Below are 18,358 nucleotides of genomic sequence, written 5' to 3' on the forward strand. Positions count from 1 at the left end.
CTCAATAAACCAGTTCGTCGTCGGCGTTGCCCTTGGACAGCACGATCTCGCCCTTGTCGGCCAGGTCCTTGGTCATCTGGACGAGCTTGGTCTGGGCCTCGTCTACCTCCTTGAGGCGCAGCGGACCCAGGCCTTCCATGTCGTCCTGCATGTTCTTCGACGCGCGTTGCGACATCGCACCGAAGAAGAAGTCCCGCATCGACTGGCTGGCGCCCTTGAGCGCGCGCGCCAGCGTGTCCTTGTCGACCTGGCGCATCAGCGTCTGCAGGCCGGCCGGGTCGAGCTTGGCGAGGTCCTCGAAGGTGAACATCAGGGCGCGGATGCGCTCGGCCGATTCCTGGTTCGAGGCATCGAGCGCCGAGAGGAAGCGCATCTCGGTCTGCCGGTCGAAGCCGTTGAAGATTTCCGCCATCATCTCGTGCGGGTCGCGACGGCGCGTCTGGGTCAGCGTCGAGACGAATTCGGTGCGCAGCGTATTCTCGATATGGTCGAGCGCTTCCTTCTGGATCGATTCCAGCCGCAGCATCCGCCCGACGACCTCGATCGAGAGATCGTTCGGCAGGTTGCGCAACACGTTCGCGGCATGCTCGGGCCGGATTTTCGAGAGGATCACCGCGATGGTCTGCGGGTATTCGTTCTTGAGGAAGTTCGCCAGCACCACCGCGTCGATATTGCCGAGCTTCTGCCACATGTTGCGGCCGGCCGGCCCGCGGATTTCCTCCATGATCAGCGCCACCTGATCGGTCGGCAGGATTTTCTCGAGCAGCGAGATCGTCCGGTCGAAGGAGCCCGTGACGGCGCCGGCGCTGGAGAGCTTGCCGACGAAGTCGAGCATCAACCGTTCGACCTCGTCGGCATCGACGGTGCCGAGCTCGGCCATGGCGCGGGTGATGATCCGGATCTCGTCGTCGTCGAACTCCTGCCAGATCGAGCGGCCGTGCTCCTCGCCCAGCACCAGCAGGATGACGGCGGCGCGCTGCGGGCCGCTCATCTCGGCGACGGTGGTCACGCCGAAGCCGCCGCCCTCGATGGCGTCCTGGAAACCGGTATTGCGCGTTGCGATGGATCGGGTGTCAGCCATGTTTCAGCGCCCCGTCACGCTGCGGACTTCTCGTGGATCCAGCTCCGCAGCACCGCCACCGAATCGGACGGATTCTGCGAGACCAGAGCCCCGATCTTTTCCACGGACTGCGCCTTGAGCTGCCCCTTGACCTGGGCGATCGCCAGCATCCGCTCGGAGGGCGCCGGGTCCATTTCCACGGCCAGCGCCTCGGCATCGGAACCGGCCATGGCCACCGCCCGCCCGCTGCCGGCCGGGTCTCCCGTCGCGCCGGACGGGCCTGCGAGGACGGTGCCATTGCGCATGAAGGAGGGAATCGCGCGGACATTGCCGTTGTCGGAGGCCAGCACCTGCTTCAGCAGCGGGCGCACCACGGTCATCAGCACGATCAGGGTCAGCAGCGAGATCACGCCGAGCTCGGCGAAACGGACGAGGTCCTCCCTGGTGAAGGAGGTGAGCTGCTGCATCAGCGTCTGCTCGGCGAGTTCGGCCGGGGGCGGCGGCGCCTCGGCGAAGCGCAGGTTGACGACCTCGACCTTGTCGCCGCGCGCCTGGTCGAAGCCGACCGCGGTGCGCACCAGCTCGCCGATCCGCTCCAGCTCCTCGTTGTTGCGGGGCTGGTACGACAATTCGCCGGCCGGGCTTCGGCTGTAGTTGCCGTCGACGAGGACGGCGACCGAGAGCTTCTTGACCCGCCCACCTTCCAGCACCTCGGTGCGGGTCGTGCGCGAGATCTCGTAATTGGCGACCTCCTCGTTCTTCGAGGAATTCTCGCGCTGGTTCTGCTGCGCCCCTTGGGCCTGCTGCGCACCCGGCAATTCGTTGCCGACGGTGACCGTGCCGTTGCCGCCCTCGTTCGTCGTCGAGGCCTCGGTCCGGTTCTGGCTGGAACGCAGGACCCGGCTTTCCGGGTCGAAGCTCTCGGAGCGGCTCTCGACGCGGTTGGTGTCGAGCGCGGCCGAGACCTGCACCCGGGCCCGCCCGTAGCCAACGACGCTGGCGACGATATCCTCGACCTGCGCCTTGAGGCGCTTCTCGATCGCGGTCTGCCGCTCCTCGATGCCGAGCCCGATCAGGCCCTGGTCGCTCTGGGCGCCGTCCGCCAGAAGCCTGCCGCGCTCGTCGACGATCGAAACCCGCTCCGGCTTCAGCCCATCGACGGCCGAGGCGACGAGATGGCGCACAGCCCTGACCTGCGCCGCATCGAGATCGCCCGCGAGCTTGAGCGCGATCGAGGCGCGCGGTGCCTCGCGATCGCGCTCGAACAGCCGCCGCTCGGGAATGACGAGATGGACGCGCGCCGACTGCACCCGCCCGATCGAGCGGATCGTCCGCGACAATTCGCCTTCGAGCGCCCGGAGGTGGTTGATGTTCTGGACGAAGCTTGTCGAGGAGAAGGCATCGCCCTTGTCGAAGATCTCGTAGCCGACGCCGCCGCCGGCCGGGATGCCCTTGCTGGCGAGATCGAGGCGCAGGCGCGGCACATCGGCCTTCGGCACCAGCACGGTCTGGCCGTCGCCGCGCAATTCGTACTTGATACCGCGCGCGTCGAGATCCTTGAGGATGGCGCTGACGTCCTGGCTGCCGAGATCCGAGAACAGGACGCTCATCGCCGGCTGGGACATCTTGAGCATGACGAAGCCGAAGAAGCCGACGAGCACCAGCGTGACGGCCAGCATGGCCGCCAGGCGCGCCGCGCCGAATTTGGCAAACTGCTCGATCAGGCCGCTCACGCCGTCATCCGTCCCACAGAATCGCAGGGACGGCGCACCTGCTCCGACCCACTAGGCAAGTTTTTCCCAGTGCATGGTTAGCGGCCGGTTAATTTTTGGGTGCGGGTCGTTAAACTTTCCAGACGGAGGTTCGCGCAAACGCCAAAGGCGCCGGCCCTGTTCGGGCCGACGCCTTTGAAAAGAAACGTGAATATCTGTTTCTTACTGACGGTAGTGCTGAATCCGGGTCGTCCGCAGGCCGGCGAGGCCATGCTGGTCGATCGACATCTGCCAGCTCAGGAACTCGTCGACGGTCAGCGTATAGCGCTGGCACGCCTCTTCGAGGCTGAGCAGCCCGCCGCGCACGGCTGCCACCACCTCGGCCTTTCGCCGGATGACCCAGCGCCGGGTATTCATCGGGGGCAAGTCCGCGATCGTCAGCGGACTTCCGTCCGGTCCGATCACGTATTTCACCCGCGGTCGCAATGGCTCGGTCATGGTACTCTCACACAACTCAACAGAGCTACTGAGGGCATCATAGGCGGGCGGCTTTAAGAATTGGCTAAAACGATCGCTCCGGATGTCCACGACTGATTCGCAGCCGGTCACTCGCTGCGGACCACGCTCTTGACCTTGTCGATCGGGATGCTGATCGAGCCGATCTTGAGCATCGGGATCGACGAGGTGAAGTCGACGCCGTCGACCACGCCGCTGATCTGCGTCTTCGCCGTGATGCTCTCGCCGGCGACATTCTTGGCATCGATCGTGATGCTGTACTCGCCGTCCGGCGCCGTGGTGCCGACCGAGGTCGAGCCGTCCCAGCTATAGGTCTGGTCGCCGGCGGTCAGCGTCCTGGTCAGGGTCTGGACGACGCTGCCCTTCGAATCCTTGATGGTGATGGTGGCGGTGCCGGCCGAGGCCATGTTCACGTTCCAGTCGGCCTTGCCGTCGATCAGCCGGGTCGTCGTGCCATCGGCGGTGACCTTGGCGCCGATGAAGCCGACCGCGTTCGTCGCCGTGCCCGCGGCGCTGAGACTGAGCAGGGAGCCGAGCGTCTCGTTGGTCCGGAGCTGCTGCTCGACGCCGGCGAACTGCACGAGCTGGGCCGTGAACTGGTTGGTGTCGAGCGGGTCCAGCGGCGACTGGTTCTTGAGCTGCGTCGTCAGCAGCGTCAGGAACTGGTCGAAATTATTGGCGATCCCGCTCGTGGAGCCGGTCACGCTGCTGTTGCTGGTACCCGATGTGCCTGATGTGCCGGAAACCGCCATGGCGCTGATCCTCGTTCAGATGCTGAGATCGACGCCGCCGAGCCGGATGAGACGGCGCTGCGGGGCAGGATCGATCGAAAGGGGGGCGTCCTCGGCCAGCTCGATGCCACCAGGCTGGCGCGGGCGCTGCGGCGCCTCGTCCTGCTGGCGGTTCTGGCGGAAGGCCGATTGGTCGGACGGGTCACGCAGGGTGATGTCGACGCCGCCGTCGGATGGCTTCAACCCGGCCTGCTCGAAGGCGCGCTCCAGCGTGCGCGCATCGCGCTGCAGGAGGTGAAGCGTCTCGACGCGGTCGACGACCAGCCTGGCGCTGACCTCGCCCGCGTCGGAAATCGACAGGTTGACGTCGACACGGCCGAGTTCGTCGGGATCGAGCCGGATATCGAATTGCCGCGAGCCCGACATCGCGCGCAGGCCGATCTCGATCGGCACGACATGGATCGGGGTCGGCTGGCCGTTCGCCGCGCTCGGCCCCGGAGCACCGGGAGCCGCGCCCGGCGCAGTATTGGGGTCGAACGGCTGGACCAGGCGGTCATGCCCGGGCTTGCCGGGCATCTGCTGCAGCAGGGTCGAGAGGTCGAACGGGGCCGCCGGCTGCTGCTGGAGCGCATCCGGTGCCTTCGCCTCGGCGGGAGCCTGCGCACCCTTGGCGGCAGCCGGCTGGTCGGCCTTGGCGAGGACGTCCGCAAATTCCTGCGCAGCCTGCCCGGCCGGTCCGGCAGCCGGCACGCCACCTGCCGTAGCCTTGCCCTCGGCCGCCGCGGCGATCCCCGCCTGCGGCTGTTCCGGCGCCGCCGCCGCGATCAGCGGCAGTCCCGCAGCCGCTGCGGCAAGCGCCGGCTTCGCTGCGCCGGTCTTCGCCGTGCCCTCGCTCGACACCGCTTCCGCAGCATCGTCCGCAGCCGCATCGATGGCGATCAATGGCCCCTGCGGAAGCAGAGCCGGTGCGATCACGACCACCGCCGGCATCGCCGCAACGGGGCTTTCGGCCGCCGGAGCGGCAGCCGCCGACGCGATCTCGCCCTTGTCCTCGACGGCCGCCTTGCCGTCTTTCTTGGTCGCGCCCGCGCGGACCTCGCCCGCAACCTCCCCGGTCTCCGCCGCCGGTTCGTCGCCGGCAGCTTCGATCCGGGCACCCGCCTGGGCGGTCGCCATCGCGATCAGGAACGCGATCCCGCCCGCATCGGCCTTCGCCGCCTGCGGCACGGGCTTGCCTAGCGGAGCAGGCGCCGCGGCCGGCACCACCGGCACGGCAGCCGGCTGGAGCCCATCCAGTTGCGCGCTCACCTTTGCGGGGTCGACGATCTGGTCGGCGCCACTGATCTCGTGGGTCGCAGCCGGTTCCACCGTGGCAGCGGCCTTCCCGGCTGCGCCGGTCTTCACCGTCCCCGCGACAGTCGCCTCCGCCTCCGGCAGAACGAAGGCCTCGCGAGCCTGCTGCGGCTCCGCCTGACCGGCGCGCGACCGGGCGGCCGGCGCTTCGGCAGAGGCCTGATGGGTGAACACAGACTGGATCGGCATGAACGGTCCCGTGACGCGGGCAACAACGCGCCCGACCCTGCCCAGCAAGTTGCAAGCCAGGAGCCGCCCTTTCTGAATCAAGGCCTTAGCGCCGATGCCCCGCTGCAGGCGGGCAAGTTGAGCCCGGTTCCCCGGCCCAGGCCGGCAGGATTTGCCGATCCTGCTGGCGGCGCCCGGCCAAAGCCGGTATAGAGCCCGCAGATGCGCCGAATGCCCGCGCCAGCCCCCGAGCCAGCGACGACCCAGCCAAGAATGACCGCTTTCCGCAATTCCCTCGACATCGCCAAGCCGCCCGCGGCGACACGCGTCGTCGCGGCGATGTCCGGCGGCGTCGATTCCTCCGTGGTCGCAGCCCTGCTCAAGCGCGAGGGCTACGACGTCGTCGGCGTCACGCTCCAGCTCTACGACCACGGCGCAGCCGTCCACCGCGCCGGCGCCTGTTGCGCCGGCCAGGACATCCATGACGCCCGCCGCGTCGCCGAGACCATCGGCATCCCGCATTACGTGCTCGATTACGAGAGCCGCTTCCGCGACGCGGTGATCGAGCGCTTCGCCGAGAGCTATCTTGCCGGCGAGACGCCGATCCCCTGCGTCGAGTGCAACCGCACCGTGAAGTTCCGCGACCTGCTCGATCTCGCCAAGGAGCTCGGAGCAGACGCGCTGGCGACCGGCCATTACGTGCTCAGCCGCGACCTCGGCGACGGCCATCGCGGCCTGTTCCGCGCCGCCGATGCCAGCCGCGACCAGAGCTATTTCCTCTATGCCACGACGCAGGAGCAGCTCGACCTGCTGCGCTTCCCGCTCGGCCATATCGACAAGGCGCAGACCCGCGCGCTCGCCGCCGAGCTCGGCCTCGCCATCGCCGACAAGCCCGACAGCCAGGACATCTGCTTCGTGCCGAACGGCCGCTATGCGGATGTCATCGAGCGGCTGAAGCCCGGCGCCGCCCGCCCCGGCGACATCGTCCATCTCGACGGCCGCATCCTCGGCCATCATGACGGCGTGCTCCACTACACCGTCGGCCAGCGCAAGGGCCTCGGCATCAGCGCGAGCGAGCCGCTCTATGTCCTGCGCCTCGACGCCGACGATGCCCGCGTCATCGTCGGCCCGCGCGAGGCGCTGAGCGTCGGCGAAATCCGCCTGCGCGATCTCAACTGGCTCGGCGAGATGCCGCTCGACGCCCTGCCGCGGGAAGGGCTCGACGTCGCCGTGCGCGTCCGCTCGACCCGCGCCCCGCGCGAAGCCCGCCTGTTCCGCGACGAGGACGGCCTGCGCATCGAACTCGCCAGCGACGAGGAGGGCGTTTCGCCCGGCCAGGCCTGCGTGATCTACGCCGATGCCGGGCCCGGCTCCCGCGTCCTGGGCGGCGGCACCATCCTGCGCCGTCCGCTCGTCCTGCCGGCCTCGCCCTCACCGGCCGCGCTCGCCCTGTCCTGATCGTTCAGGCCCCGCTCTTCCGTTCGGACTCCAGACCATGCCGGTGACCTACGATCTCGATGGCCAGAAGCGCGTCTATGCGACCTGGGCCAAGTTCTACGACCGGATCTATCAGAACATGCTGGCGCGCCCGCAGCGCGAGGCGGTCGAAGCGGCCTGCGCCTGCGGACCCAACATCCTCGAGATCGGCGTCGGCACCGGGCTCACCCTGCCCTATTTCACGCCCGGCTCCCGCGTATTCGGCGCCGACCTGTCACTCGACATGCTCAAGGTCGCCCATCGCAAGGTCGAGAGCCAGAAGCTCGACCATGTCCACGGACTGATGGTGATGGATGCCTGCCGGCTCGGTTTCGGGAAGGAATGCTTCGATGCGGTCACCGCGCAGTTCGTGATCACGCTCGTTCCCGATCCCGAGCAGGCGCTGGCCGAGATGGATCGCGTCCTCAAGCCCGGCGGCGAGATCATCATATCGAGCCGCCTCGTCGACGATGGCGGCCTGCTTGCGCCGTTCTGGAGCGCGGTCGCGCCCTTGTCGAAGGCGATCGGCTGGAGTTCCGACTTCAAGGTCAGCCGGCTGACCGGCTGGGCGCAGGCGACGGGCCGCTACGAGACGGCCCATGTCGGGCGCGGCTATTTCAAGGTCGTCCGGCTGCGCAAGCTGGCTTCTGCCGATAACGCACAATCCAAGGCTTGACGCACCCCGCTCACGACGCCTATATCGCGCCTCGACGACGAGCCGGCTCTGCCGGTTCCGACCCTGTGGCGGGGTAGCTCAGCTGGTTAGAGCAGCGGAATCATAATCCGCGTGTCGGGGGTTCAAGTCCCTCTCCCGCTACCATCGGTCCAGCCCCCTGTGGCTGGATTTCTTTTTTCTGACCTTCCCTCTGCTTTCAGGAACGGTTGAAGCCAACTCGTCACCCTGATCACGATGCGATTGTCAAAGTCGCGAAGCAGAGTGACGCAGGCCGAACTCGCGAAACGGCTCGGCGAGCATCAATCCGACCGATGAAGGCGAAGTCGTCGCCGGTCCAGAAATCAAAGCGCGAGCCCGCCAGCCCGAAGGCGAACGCGCCGAACGTAACGCTGGCCTGCTCATCGTGAGCTCGCTGCCACCATCGCTGGACGTGTCGATCGAGAACTCGAAGGCGCTCGCCAGATGGTGTCCATCGGAAAGCGTTTGCCCGGTTTCGATGCGGAAGGAGGCGCTCAGCGGGGAACTGGTGGCCCCCTGCGGCACCAGACCGGTCGCCCGGGCCAACGCGTTCGCCTTGTAGCTGTCATGAGACGGATCAGGACAGAAAGGAGATGGATGATGTCGTTCTTGAGTGCGAACGCGGCCCGTTCCATTCGGCCAGCATCGATCGCCAGAACCTGCCGGACAGGTTCGTCATGCGGCCGATCACGTTGACCGCGCGGTTCGAAAGGTTCGACGCGGCTATGAGCGTCGTGAGCTATGTCGGCCCATTTCGACCCGCGTTCGCTCAAGGTCGCCGATCCCGCAATCAAGACCTACCTCCCGCGGTTGCGGAGAGGCGACATGGTCGACCTCAGCCTCGCCGAGGCGTTCTACATTGCCCTGAACCAGCTATGTTCGACGTTCCGGCGGTTGCGCCCCGCATTGGAGTCGGCCGAAGCATCGCGCATGCACGTCAACGCTTGGCGACCATTTCCGGCGGCGCGGCGGCGGGGGACGGGACATGCCCCAGCGGGAAGGCGACACTGATCAGGGCGATCGTTCCCTGCGGCCGGTTCTCGACGCTGACCTCGCGCAGCACCTTGAGGCGTGCCGCGATCGGCGTACCGGCGACGCTGAAATTATAGCCGATCGAGCCGCCGAGGGCCGTGACGCGGCCCTTGTAGGGACCGAGCGAGGCACCGCCGCCGCCGTCGCCGCTGACCTGCTGGTAGTGCGAGGCGATCACGCCGACCGAGAACTCCTTGCTGAGATACTGCGTGATCGCGAGGTCGGCGTGAAAGGCGTTGCCGCTGCGATAGTCGGTATCCTTGTTCCTGCCATTGATCTCGAAACCGACGGCGGCGGAGATATCGAGGCCGATCTTGGGGTCGAGCCAGGTGCCTGCGGCTGAGATATCGCCGATCCAGCGATTGAAGGCCATGTTGGAGAGTTCGCCCTCCTGGTAGGCGCCGGCCGGAACGCTCACCGAACCACCCACCTGCCAGTGGAAATTGCCGGAATGCCAGCCAATGAGGCTGGAGACGATGGGATCGCCGAGATTGAAGGTGGCATCGCGGGTGCTGACCCCAAAGGCGCGACCGAGGCGCGGCGCCGCGATCACGGCACCAGCACTGATCCGCGGTGTGCCGAATGGGATGGAAACGGCAAAAGCAAGATTGCCTCCGAGTATCTGGACAGGCGTGACCCAGGTCGGGGTCATGAAATTCGCCCGAGCCTCGACCTTGACGTTGCCGAGCACGGCGCCGCCGAACTGCGTCCGGGTCCGTGCCGAAAGCCGCCCGGAATAGGAATAGAAATCATTCTCGAAATAGAAGCCCGGAGGCGGCAGCATTCCGGCCCCGGGGCCGTGAAATCCCGGGACATAGAGGCTTGCGCCTCCCTCGGTCGCCAAGAGCTGCGTAGGGGCCAGGGTGCTGCACAGGACGGCTGCCGAGCCAAGAAGAGCGGTCCTGAATCGCTTCATCGTCTGCGCCCTTTCGTCACGAGAGCGAAGAGTCTGATGATTCAGCGGGGAGCGTCAAGTTGCGAGCGTAAACACCACGCGGGGCGCGGCCGCCGGCATTGCAACTGTATCGACCGCATCCGGAGAGAAATTTCGGGCGTATATGCTTTCGATACGCCTCACGGTCCGGGGGTACTCTCGTATGGAACAGGCGCAAAGACGCGGGCTTGCCCGCCTGATGCTCCGCTGGCCGGACCGGCGCGCTGCCCTGCGGGAAAAATATCGCGACGACCTCCGCCTGGCGGAACTGTGCGAGGCCTATGAGGCCGCCTGCGAGGCAGCGGCGTACTGGTCCAAATCGCCTTCGGCTGTTGGCCTGGAACGCACCGAGGAGTACAACGCGCTCGCATCCGCGACAGAACAAGATATCCTAGAGAGGATTTCCTAACCTAGCCGCTCTTGGCCGTGCGGCGATGCGAGTTCATACCTTGCCAAGTTGGCAATGGTTGCGCCACTGTTACAACGATTGATGAAAGATGATTTTTCGATCCAGGCTTTGGAGGCGGAGCAATGGACGGAAAGATATTGGCAGAGGGTGAAGAGCCCTCTCCTGAAGAAATACTTTCGACTCTCCAGGCGCTAGTTGCCAATGACGCCCTCAGAATATCGGATCGCAACCGACGTTTTCTGGGGTTCGTCGTTGAGCAAACGATCGAAGGGCGATCCGATCGGATCAAAGCCTATTCGATTGGTGTCGACGTCTTCGGGCGAGACGACAGCTTCGATCCAACCGTTGATCCCATCGTACGCATCGAAGCCACGCGCCTGCGTTCGGCCCTGACCGCCTACTACGATGGCGTGGGAGGTAATGATCGCGTCAGGATCACGATCCCGCGAGGCAGCTATGTGCCGACATTCGCACGGTCGCCAGGGTCGATCGGCGAGGATTGCCGCCTCGAAGGCATCATCGGTGCGAGAGCAGAGAGGCCGGTCGCGGCGGTGGTGATCCATGATCACTCCGATCCCGCTGATTCCGAAGTCGAGTTGCGCGGTGAGCTCTTCACCGACGCGCTGCTCCCCCTCTTGCGCAAGGCGCGCTTCAAGACGCTCGTCGTGCCGTCGGTCGAGCGCAGCGCCGCATCCGGCTCGATCAACGCGCTTTTCGCTCAACCCGGCGAGACCTATTCGCTCGACATCGCTGTGCGCCCACTGGCCGAGCGCCGCCGCTATTCCTGGCGTTTCAGCGATCTGCGCAATGGCGAGGTGCTGGCTTCCGGCTTCCGGGATTTCCTCGCGAAGGCGACCCCGTGTTTCGAACTGATCGACGATCTTGCCGATGCCGCGGTGCAATCGATTTCAGCCGTGATCGCCCCTCGTTGAGGCTGCAGCGCAGGCTGCGCGATACAGTTACAGCCTTAAGCACCCCCTGCCTCCATGCGACCTTCCCGGCGTCGCGCACCCAAGCCTGTGCTCTCGATGATGCGCAGTGCCCGGCGACGGATCCGCAACCGGGAGTGTTTCATGGGACGCCATAAATTCCTCGCCGCGGTAGGCCTTGTGGTCGGATTGGGCCTGTCGGCGCTGCCGGCGCAAGCGCAACCCGCTCCAACCCCACCGAACTCTGCCAAGCCGAACATCCTCGTCATCTTCGGCGACGATATCGGCCAATCGAACATCAGCGCCTATTCGCACGGTCTCGTCGGCTACAAGACGCCGAATATCGACCGCATCGCCAAGGAAGGCATGATGTTCACCGATTACTATGCGGAGAACAGCTGCACGGCTGGGCGCTCGACCTTCATCACCGGGCAGGTCTGCCTGCGCACCGGTCTCTGCAAGGTCGGCATTCCCGGCGCGACGGTCGGCCTGCAGGATCGCGACGTGACCATCGCAGAGGCCTTGAAGCCGCTCGGCTACGCGACGGGGCAATTCGGCAAGAACCATCTCGGCGACCGCGACGAATACCTGCCGACCCGGCACGGCTTCGACGAGTTCTTCGGCAATCTCTACCACCTGAATGCCGAAGAGGAGCCGGAGCGGCCCTATTACCCGAAGAACGACACGGCTTTCGTCAAGTCGAGTTCGCCGCGCGGCGTGCTCAAATCCTCCGCCGACGGCAAGATCGAGGATACCGGCCCGCTCACCCGCAAGCGGATGGAGACGGTCGACGACGAGACCACGGCCGGCGCGATCGACTTCATGCAGCGCCAGGTGAAGGCCAACAAGCCGTTCTTCACCTGGATGAACACGACGCGCATGCACGCTTTCACCCATGTCCGCGACGCGATGAAGGGGCAGAGCGGCATGCCCGGCAACGACTATGCTGACGGCATGATCGAGCATGACGGCGACGTCGGAAAGTTGCTCAAGGCGATCGACGATCTCGGCGTCGCAAACAACACCATCGTCATCTACACCACCGATAACGGCCCGAACCAGTGGTCCTGGCCCGATGCCGCAACGACGCAGTTCCGCTCCGAGAAGGATACGAACTGGGAAGGCGCCTTCCGTGTGCCGGCGATGATCCGCTGGCCCGGCAAGATCAAGGCGGGTGAGGTCTCGAACGAGATGATCTCCGGCCTCGACTGGTTCCCGACACTGGTGGCGGCGGCGGGCGACGGCGATGTCAAGGACAAGCTCGCAAAGGGGACGTCGCTCGGCAGCAAACAGGCCAAGGTCCATCTCGACGGCTACAACCAGCTCGCCTACCTCACTGGCCAGCAGCCGAAATCGGCCCGCAACGAGTTCTTCTACTTCAACGATGACGGCGAGCTGGTCTCATATCGCTACGGCGACTGGAAAATCGTGTTCTGCGAACAGCGCTCTCCGGGTGGGTTCACTGTGTGGGCCAACCCCTTCACCTGTCTGCGCGCGCCGAAGGTGTTCAACCTGCGTATGGATCCGATGGAGCGGGCCGATGTCGTGTCTGACCAGTATTATGACTGGCTCGCCAAGAACGCCTATCTGATCCAGTACGGCGTCTACAAGGTCGCGCCCTTCCTCGGAACCTTCAAGGACTTCCCGCCGAGCCAGCGGCCGGCGAGCTTCAGCGTCGACCAGATGGTCGATGCCCTGATGAAGAACCTCGATCAGGCCGCGAGCAGGGCGAGCAAGTAACCACCTGCAACTGAACGAGCCGCCCCCATGGGGCGGCTCGTTTCGCTTCGGAACAACGACCGGGAGGACGAACCGGGCAAGCCGGTCGGCATCAACCGCTTCATCGGCCACCGCCCGATCCTCACCTTCGGCAACTCCGATGGCGGCCTGCAGATGCTCCAGTATACGGCTACGGGCAACGAGCCACGATTGGTCCCAGGTCTGGCGGAACTCGAGCGCGCGACGTTTGGCGGCAGTGATTGGAGCAAGCGAAGCGGGAGCGAACTGGCGCGTGCTGTTTCGGCGTGGCGGCACGCCCCTCGGTCTCATCGAAGCGCGGGTGGTCCATTGCCCCCGCTCAACCCAGCGACGTGAATCCGCCTGTCGCAGCGTGCCAGGGCAAGCGATGCCTGCTGCTCACTCTCGTAACCGTTACAGTCTTAAACGCGGCAACGGCGCGTGCGAGCTTTCCTCGTCACGCAGACAGAGAAGACGCAAACCGCTCTTCGGCGGATGCGGTCGCGTGACGCCGATCGTGGGAGCCCATGATGAGAGCGGTCTTCACTGCTATTTTCGCCTTGTTCTTCACGACCGCGCAGGCGCAGCAGCCGGCGCCCGGTGATCTTGAACGCCGGCTGGTTGAACGGCGCGCGGTCGAGGCCGTCATCTGGGGCATGCCGGCGGTCAATACAGACCTGATGCTGCAGGAGATGCTGAGCAAGACCAGCGCCAAGATGAACGAGATCGTCTACTGGTCGCGGCCGGCGAATTGGAAAAACCAGACGCTCACGCCAAATCCCGACTCGATTTACTTCATGTCGTTTTGGAACGTGAAAGACGGGCCGATGGTGATCGAGATTCCGCCGGCGCAGGGCGGCTCGATCGCCGGAAACATCGTCACGATCTGGCAGATGCCGCTTGAGGACGCAGGGCCCCAAGGCGCGGACGAGGGCAAGGGCGGCAAATACGCGATCCTGCCGCCCCGCTGGAAGGGCAAGGTTCCCGCGGGCTACTATCCGCTCCAGTCCGACACCTATAGCGGCTTTGCGCTGATGCGCTCGAACCTGCCGAGCCATTCGGATGCCGATATCGCCAAGTCGGTGGCTTACGGCAAGCGCATCAAGGTCTATCCGCTGGCACAGGCGGCCAAGCCAGCCCCGACGCGCTTCACCGATGCCTATGACGTCATGTTCGACTCGACCATCAAATACGATGCGAGCTTCTTCCGGAACCTCGATCGCGTCATCCAGAACGAGCCCTGGATACCGCGCGACCGCGCGATGATCGACCAACTCAGGACGCTCGGCATCGAGAAGGGCAAGCCGTTCAACCCCGACCAGGCAAAGCTGGCCGCGTTCGACAACGCGGCGAAGGAGGCCGGGGCCTTGCTGTCCGCTCGCTACGACGCAGGCTTCGCGGTGATCAACGAAGGCATCCGCTGGTTCCCGGCGGCGATGATCGAGGTCGCAAGAGCTGTTTCGACCGGCTACGCCAATGTCGACGAGTATCCGGTCGATGCGCGCGGCGTCTCCTACACACTCGGCTTCACCGGCATCAAGCGGCTTGGCACCGCGCAGTTCTACCTGATGGCGAACAAGGACAAGGACGGCAACGTCTTCGACGGTTCGGCGACCTATAGGCTGAAGGTCCCGGCAGATGCGCCGGTCAGGCAGTATTGGTCGGCAACAGCTTATGACCGCGAAACACATGCGCTGATCAAGAACATGGACCGGGCAAGCGTGGCCTCCATCACGCCCGGTATCCAGAAGAATGCCGATGGTAGCGTCGATGTCTATTTCGGGCCGAAAGCTCCCGCCGGAAGGCAAGCCAATTGGGTTCCTACGGACCCGGCGCGCAAATTCGAGCTGCTTTTCCGCCTCTACCAACCGACCAAGGCACTGTTCGACAAGAGCTGGAAGCTGCCTGACGTCGAGAAGGTCGCAACCCCCTGAATCGAGAGGAGATGGCCATGAATGTCAGCCTGGTATCCCAGGTCGCGCTGTCGCTCGCTATGGCGAGCGTTGCCTTCGCCCAGCAAAGCGCCGCGCCAGGCAGCGCCGTTCCGGTCACGGTCGACAACTTTCCGCGGGCGGAATCCGACCTCTACATGAGCAGGACCGTTCAGGACGGCGGCCTCGGCAAATTCATTCATCGGAGAATGCCGGCGGAGATCGAGAACCAGACCGTTATCCGCCTGAATCGCGACACGCTCTATTCATCGGCTGTCGTCGACCTCGATGCCGGCCCGGTGACGATCACCTTGCCCGATGCCGGCAAGCGCTTCATGTCGCTGCAGGTCATCAACGAAGACCACTATGTGCCGCTCGTCTCCTACAAGCCCGGCCCGGTGACGCTGACGCGGGCCAAGGCCGGGACCCGCTACGCGATGGTCGGCGTGCGCACGCTGGTCGATCCCAACGATCCGAAGGATCTCCAGCAGGTCCATGCGTTGCAGGACGCGCTCAAGCTCGGGCAGAAGGGCTCCGGCACGTTCGAGATACCGAAATGGGACGAGGCCAGCCAGAAGAAGGTTCGCGATGCCCTCCTGGTGCTGGCCTCCACCATAAACGGCTTCAAGAACGGCTTCGGCCAGAAAGGGCAGGTCGATCCGATCCGCCACCTGATCGTGACCGCCGCGGGCTGGGGCGGCAATCCCGACAAGGACGCGACCTATCTGAGCTTCACGCCCGCGAAGAATGACGGCACAACCGTCTACAGGCTCAAGGTCGGGTCCGTCCCGGTCGACGCCTTCTGGTCGGTCAGCGTCTACAATGCCGAGGGCTACTACGAGAAGAACGCCTACAACGCCTATTCGCTGAACAACATCACCGCAAAAAAGAGCGCGGACGGCGCCGTCGACATCCAGTTTGGCGGTTGCGACGGAAAGATCCCCAATTGCCTGCCGGTGATGAAGGGCTGGAACTACACGGTCCGGCTCTATCGCCCGCGAGCGGAGGTTCTGAACGGCCGCTGGAAATTCCCCGAGCCGCAGCCCGTGCAGTGAGGCCCCGGCATGGCCGGTCTCGATATCTTCGCCTGGCTCGTCCTGGTCGTGCTCGTCGTCAGTACGGTCTTCGTCGCCGTCTTCATGGCGATGTGGCCGGGCATGGTCGCCAGGCGCCGCAATCATCCCTGGGCCGAAGCTGTCGCCATCGGCGGCTGGGTGACGCTCTTCCTCGGCTTCGTGCTCTGGCCGGTGGTGCTGATCTGGGCCTATGTCGACGTGCCGGCAAAACCGGGCCGTGGCACTGGCGATGCGGAGACGGCGCGATGATCGTTGTCCTCCTCAACACCTATCTGGCGCTGCTTTTCATCCTGGTGAAGCTCAAGGTCGTGCCCTTCAACCTGTTCTGGAAGGTTTCGCCGTTACAGGCACCGGTTGGCTCGGCGACGCGTAGGAACGATTGAAGCCACTCAAGCCGCATCCGGCATCCGCGCCAGCACCTTGTCGAGCGTGATCGGATAGTCGCGCACGCGCACGCCGGTGGCGTTGTAGATGGCGTTGGCCACGGCAGCGCCGACCCCGCAGATGCCGAGTTCGCCCACGCCCTTCGCCTTCATCGGCGAGGACATCGGGTCGGTCTCGTCGAGGAAGACCACCTCCTGATGCGGGATGTCGGCATGTACCGGCACCTCGTAACTGGCGAGGTCGTGGTTGACGAAGAAACCGCGGCGCTTGTCGACCGCCAGCTCCTCCATCAGCGCCGCGCCCACTCCCATGGTCATCGCGCCGATGACCTGGCTGCGCGCCGTCTTCGGGTTGAGGATGCGCCCGGCCGCGCAAACCGCCAGCATGCGCCTGACGCGCGTCTCGGCCGTGGCGGCATCGACGCCCACCTCCACAAAATGCGCGCCGAAGGTGGATTGCTGGTGCGTCTCGTCGAGGTCGCCGTATTCGATGGTGTCCTCGGCCGTCAGCGGTCCGGCTTCGGTCGCGCTCGCCAGCGAGAGGCTGCGATTGCCCGCCTTCACCTCGCCGCCCGCGAAGATGGCCTCGGTCGAGTTGATGCCGAGCTTCTGCGCCACGGCCTCGCGCAGCTTCACGCAAGCGGCGTAGACGCCGGCCGTCGAGCTGTTGCCGCCCCATTGCCCGCCTGAACCGGCCGAAACGGGGAAGGCCGAATCGCCCAGCTTCACCACCACCTTGTCGAGATCGACGCCCAGCATCTCGGCGGCTGTCTGGCCGATGATGGTGTAGCTGCCGGTGCCGATGTCGGTCATGTCGGTCTCGACGGTGACGATCCCCTTGGCATCGAGGCTGACGCGCGCCCCCGATTTCATCACGAGATTGTTGCGGAGGGCGGCGGCGACGCCGAGGCCGATCAGCCAGTTGCCCTCGCGCATCCGGCCCGGCTGCGCCAAGCGCCGCGACCAACCGAAACGCTCCGCGCCGACCCGGAAGCACTCGTCGAAGCGCCGCATCGAGAAGGGCCGATTCGGCTTCTCCGGGTCGACCTGCGTGTCGTTCAGCAGCCGGAAGGCGATCGGGTCCATCCCGAGCTTCTCGGCCATCTCGTCCATCGCCATTTCCAGCGCCATCAGGCCGGGTGCCTCGCCGGGCGCGCGCATGGCGTTGCCTTCCGGCAGGTCGAGCTCGGCGAGACGCATCGCCGTCATCCGGTTGGCGCCGGCATAGAGCAGCCGCGTCTGCTGCACGGCGACCTCCGGCCCGCCGCCCTTGAGATCGCCCGACCAGCTCTCATGGCCGATCGCGGTGATCTTGCCCTCCTTCGTCGCACCCAGCCGGATGCGCTGGATCGTCGCCGGCCTGTGTGTCGTGTTGTTGATCATCAGCGGGCGCGTCAGCGCGACCTTGACCGGCCGCTTGGCCAGGCGCGCGCCCAGCGCCGCCAGCAGCACGTCTGCACGCAGGAACAGCTTGCCGCCGAAGCCGCCGCCGATGAAGGGTGAGACGATCCGGATGTTCTGCTTGGGGATGCCGAGCGTCGTCGCCATGTCGGTGACGCCCCAGGCGACCATCTGGGAGGCGGTCCAGAGCGTCAGCTTATCGCCTTCCCAGGCAGCCAGCGTCGCATGCGGTTCCATCATCGCATGGCTTTCGTCGGGCGTCGTATAGGTCTCGTCGAGGCTTACCGGCGCGCTTGCGAAGGCGCCCGCGAAATCTCCGACATGGGTGTCGTCGAGGCTGGGGTCGTCGCCCTCGGGCTTCGCGGCCTTGTCCTTCGCCGCGTTGAGGTCGAAGGCGCCCTCGGCGGCCCCATACTCCACCTTGATCAGGCTGGCCGCCGCGCGCGCCTGCTCGAAACTCTCGGCCACCACCAGCGCGACCGCCTGATGATAATGCTCCACCTCCGGCCCCGCGAGCAGGCGGGCGGTGTTGCGCGGACCCTTCTTCAGATCGCCGGCCTCTCTGGCCGTGACCACCGCGAGGACGCCCGGCGCCTTTCGCGCGGCGTCGAGTTCGATCGAAGCGATGCGACCCTTGGCGATGCCTGCACCGAGCACATAGCCATAGGCTTGGTTCGCCACGACGTCATGCTGTTCATAGGCGTAGCGGGCCGTGCCGGTGACCTTGCGGGCGCCGTCGATGCGATCATGCGGCTGTCCGACCACCTGCAGGCGGTCGATCGGATTGTCGGTTGCCGGCTTGTCGAATTTCATGGC

General features: G+C 65.6%; 17 protein-coding genes, 1 tRNA gene and 1 pseudogene. 11 read left to right on the forward strand and 8 right to left on the reverse strand.

Features of this window, described 5'->3' with window-relative positions; translation table 11 throughout:
• Position 1: 1 nt before the first annotated feature.
• From fliG to fliK, 5 genes are all read right to left on the reverse strand, one after another.
• The gene (gene fliG / locus ACWIEX_RS16825; RefSeq protein ID WP_454034140.1) at positions 2-1,081 is read right to left on the reverse strand and encodes a flagellar motor switch protein FliG; all 1,080 of its coding nucleotides are present in this window, start codon (positions 1,079-1,081) and stop codon (positions 2-4) included.
• 14 nt (positions 1,082-1,095) lie between these two features.
• Positions 1,096-2,793 carry a flagellar basal-body MS-ring/collar protein FliF gene (gene fliF, locus ACWIEX_RS16830; protein WP_454034141.1) on the reverse strand — a complete coding sequence of 566 codons (1,698 nt, stop codon included), beginning with the start codon at positions 2,791-2,793 and terminating at the stop codon, positions 1,096-1,098.
• 201 nt (positions 2,794-2,994) lie between these two features.
• Positions 2,995-3,270, reverse strand: a complete 276-nt coding sequence (sciP, locus tag ACWIEX_RS16835) for a CtrA inhibitor SciP (protein ID WP_038359348.1) — start codon at positions 3,268-3,270, stop codon at positions 2,995-2,997.
• A gap of 107 nt (positions 3,271-3,377) precedes the next feature.
• Positions 3,378-4,040 (reverse strand): flagellar hook assembly protein FlgD, encoded by a 663-nt coding sequence (locus ACWIEX_RS16840; protein WP_454034142.1) that lies wholly within the window; start codon positions 4,038-4,040, stop codon positions 3,378-3,380.
• Positions 4,041-4,055: 15 nt separating this feature from the next.
• On the reverse strand, positions 4,056-5,561 hold the full coding sequence (gene fliK, locus ACWIEX_RS16845) for a flagellar hook-length control protein FliK (protein ID WP_454034143.1): 1,506 nt from the start codon (positions 5,559-5,561) through the stop codon (positions 4,056-4,058).
• Positions 5,562-5,813: 252 nt separating this feature from the next.
• On the opposite strand from fliK, the gene mnmA reads away from it, so the two are divergent.
• The 3 genes from mnmA (at position 5,814) to ACWIEX_RS16860 (ending at position 7,836) form a co-directional block, all read left to right on the forward strand.
• Positions 5,814-6,998 (forward strand): tRNA 2-thiouridine(34) synthase MnmA, encoded by a 1,185-nt coding sequence (mnmA, locus tag ACWIEX_RS16850; protein ID WP_454034144.1) that lies wholly within the window; start codon positions 5,814-5,816, stop codon positions 6,996-6,998.
• Positions 6,999-7,035: 37 nt separating this feature from the next.
• Positions 7,036-7,692 (forward strand): class I SAM-dependent methyltransferase, encoded by a 657-nt coding sequence (locus ACWIEX_RS16855; RefSeq protein ID WP_454034145.1) that lies wholly within the window; start codon positions 7,036-7,038, stop codon positions 7,690-7,692.
• 67 nt (positions 7,693-7,759) lie between these two features.
• Positions 7,760-7,836, forward strand: a tRNA-Met gene (locus ACWIEX_RS16860).
• 99 nt (positions 7,837-7,935) lie between these two features.
• Here ACWIEX_RS16860 and ACWIEX_RS16865 read toward each other — a convergent pair.
• Positions 7,936-8,256 (reverse strand): hypothetical protein, encoded by a 321-nt coding sequence (locus tag ACWIEX_RS16865; RefSeq protein WP_454034146.1) that lies wholly within the window; start codon positions 8,254-8,256, stop codon positions 7,936-7,938.
• 391 nt (positions 8,257-8,647) lie between these two features.
• Positions 8,648-9,526, reverse strand: a complete 879-nt coding sequence (locus tag ACWIEX_RS16870) for a SphA family protein (protein ID WP_454034147.1) — start codon at positions 9,524-9,526, stop codon at positions 8,648-8,650.
• Positions 9,527-9,839: 313 nt separating this feature from the next.
• Between ACWIEX_RS16870 and ACWIEX_RS16875 the strand changes: the two genes are divergently transcribed.
• The 8 genes and pseudogenes from ACWIEX_RS16875 to ACWIEX_RS16910 all read left to right on the forward strand — a co-directional run bounded on the left by ACWIEX_RS16875 (position 9,840) and on the right by ACWIEX_RS16910 (position 16,141).
• Positions 9,840-10,085 carry a hypothetical protein gene (locus tag ACWIEX_RS16875; RefSeq protein WP_454034148.1) on the forward strand — a complete coding sequence of 82 codons (246 nt, stop codon included), beginning with the start codon at positions 9,840-9,842 and terminating at the stop codon, positions 10,083-10,085.
• A 122-nt stretch (positions 10,086-10,207) separates the two neighbouring features.
• Positions 10,208-11,017, forward strand: coding sequence for a hypothetical protein (locus ACWIEX_RS16880; protein ID WP_454034149.1), 810 nt, complete (start codon positions 10,208-10,210; stop codon positions 11,015-11,017).
• Between the two features lie 141 nt (positions 11,018-11,158).
• Complete coding sequence (locus ACWIEX_RS16885) at positions 11,159-12,754, forward strand: arylsulfatase (protein WP_454034150.1); 1,596 nt, start codon at positions 11,159-11,161, stop codon at positions 12,752-12,754.
• Positions 12,755-12,817: 63 nt separating this feature from the next.
• Positions 12,818-12,931: pseudogene (locus ACWIEX_RS16890) on the forward strand (haloacid dehalogenase-like hydrolase); the annotation flags it as partial.
• 350 nt (positions 12,932-13,281) lie between these two features.
• Complete coding sequence (locus ACWIEX_RS16895) at positions 13,282-14,685, forward strand: DUF1254 domain-containing protein (protein WP_454034808.1); 1,404 nt, start codon at positions 13,282-13,284, stop codon at positions 14,683-14,685.
• Between the two features lie 17 nt (positions 14,686-14,702).
• Positions 14,703-15,737 carry a DUF1254 domain-containing protein gene (locus ACWIEX_RS16900; protein ID WP_454034151.1) on the forward strand — a complete coding sequence of 345 codons (1,035 nt, stop codon included), beginning with the start codon at positions 14,703-14,705 and terminating at the stop codon, positions 15,735-15,737.
• A gap of 9 nt (positions 15,738-15,746) precedes the next feature.
• Positions 15,747-16,007 carry a DUF3302 domain-containing protein gene (locus ACWIEX_RS16905; RefSeq protein WP_454034152.1) on the forward strand — a complete coding sequence of 87 codons (261 nt, stop codon included), beginning with the start codon at positions 15,747-15,749 and terminating at the stop codon, positions 16,005-16,007.
• Positions 16,004-16,141 (forward strand): hypothetical protein, encoded by a 138-nt coding sequence (locus tag ACWIEX_RS16910; protein ID WP_454034153.1) that lies wholly within the window; start codon positions 16,004-16,006, stop codon positions 16,139-16,141. Before ACWIEX_RS16905 ends, ACWIEX_RS16910 begins: the two co-directional genes overlap by 4 nt.
• A gap of 6 nt (positions 16,142-16,147) precedes the next feature.
• Here ACWIEX_RS16910 and paoC read toward each other — a convergent pair whose 3' ends face one another.
• Positions 16,148-18,355: an aldehyde oxidoreductase molybdenum-binding subunit PaoC gene (paoC, locus tag ACWIEX_RS16915; RefSeq protein WP_454034154.1), complete on the reverse strand. Its 2,208-nt coding sequence runs from the start codon at positions 18,353-18,355 to the stop codon at positions 16,148-16,150.
• Positions 18,356-18,358 lie beyond the last annotated feature (3 nt).

This window comes from Allobosea sp. NPDC055353 (genome assembly GCF_053644975.1).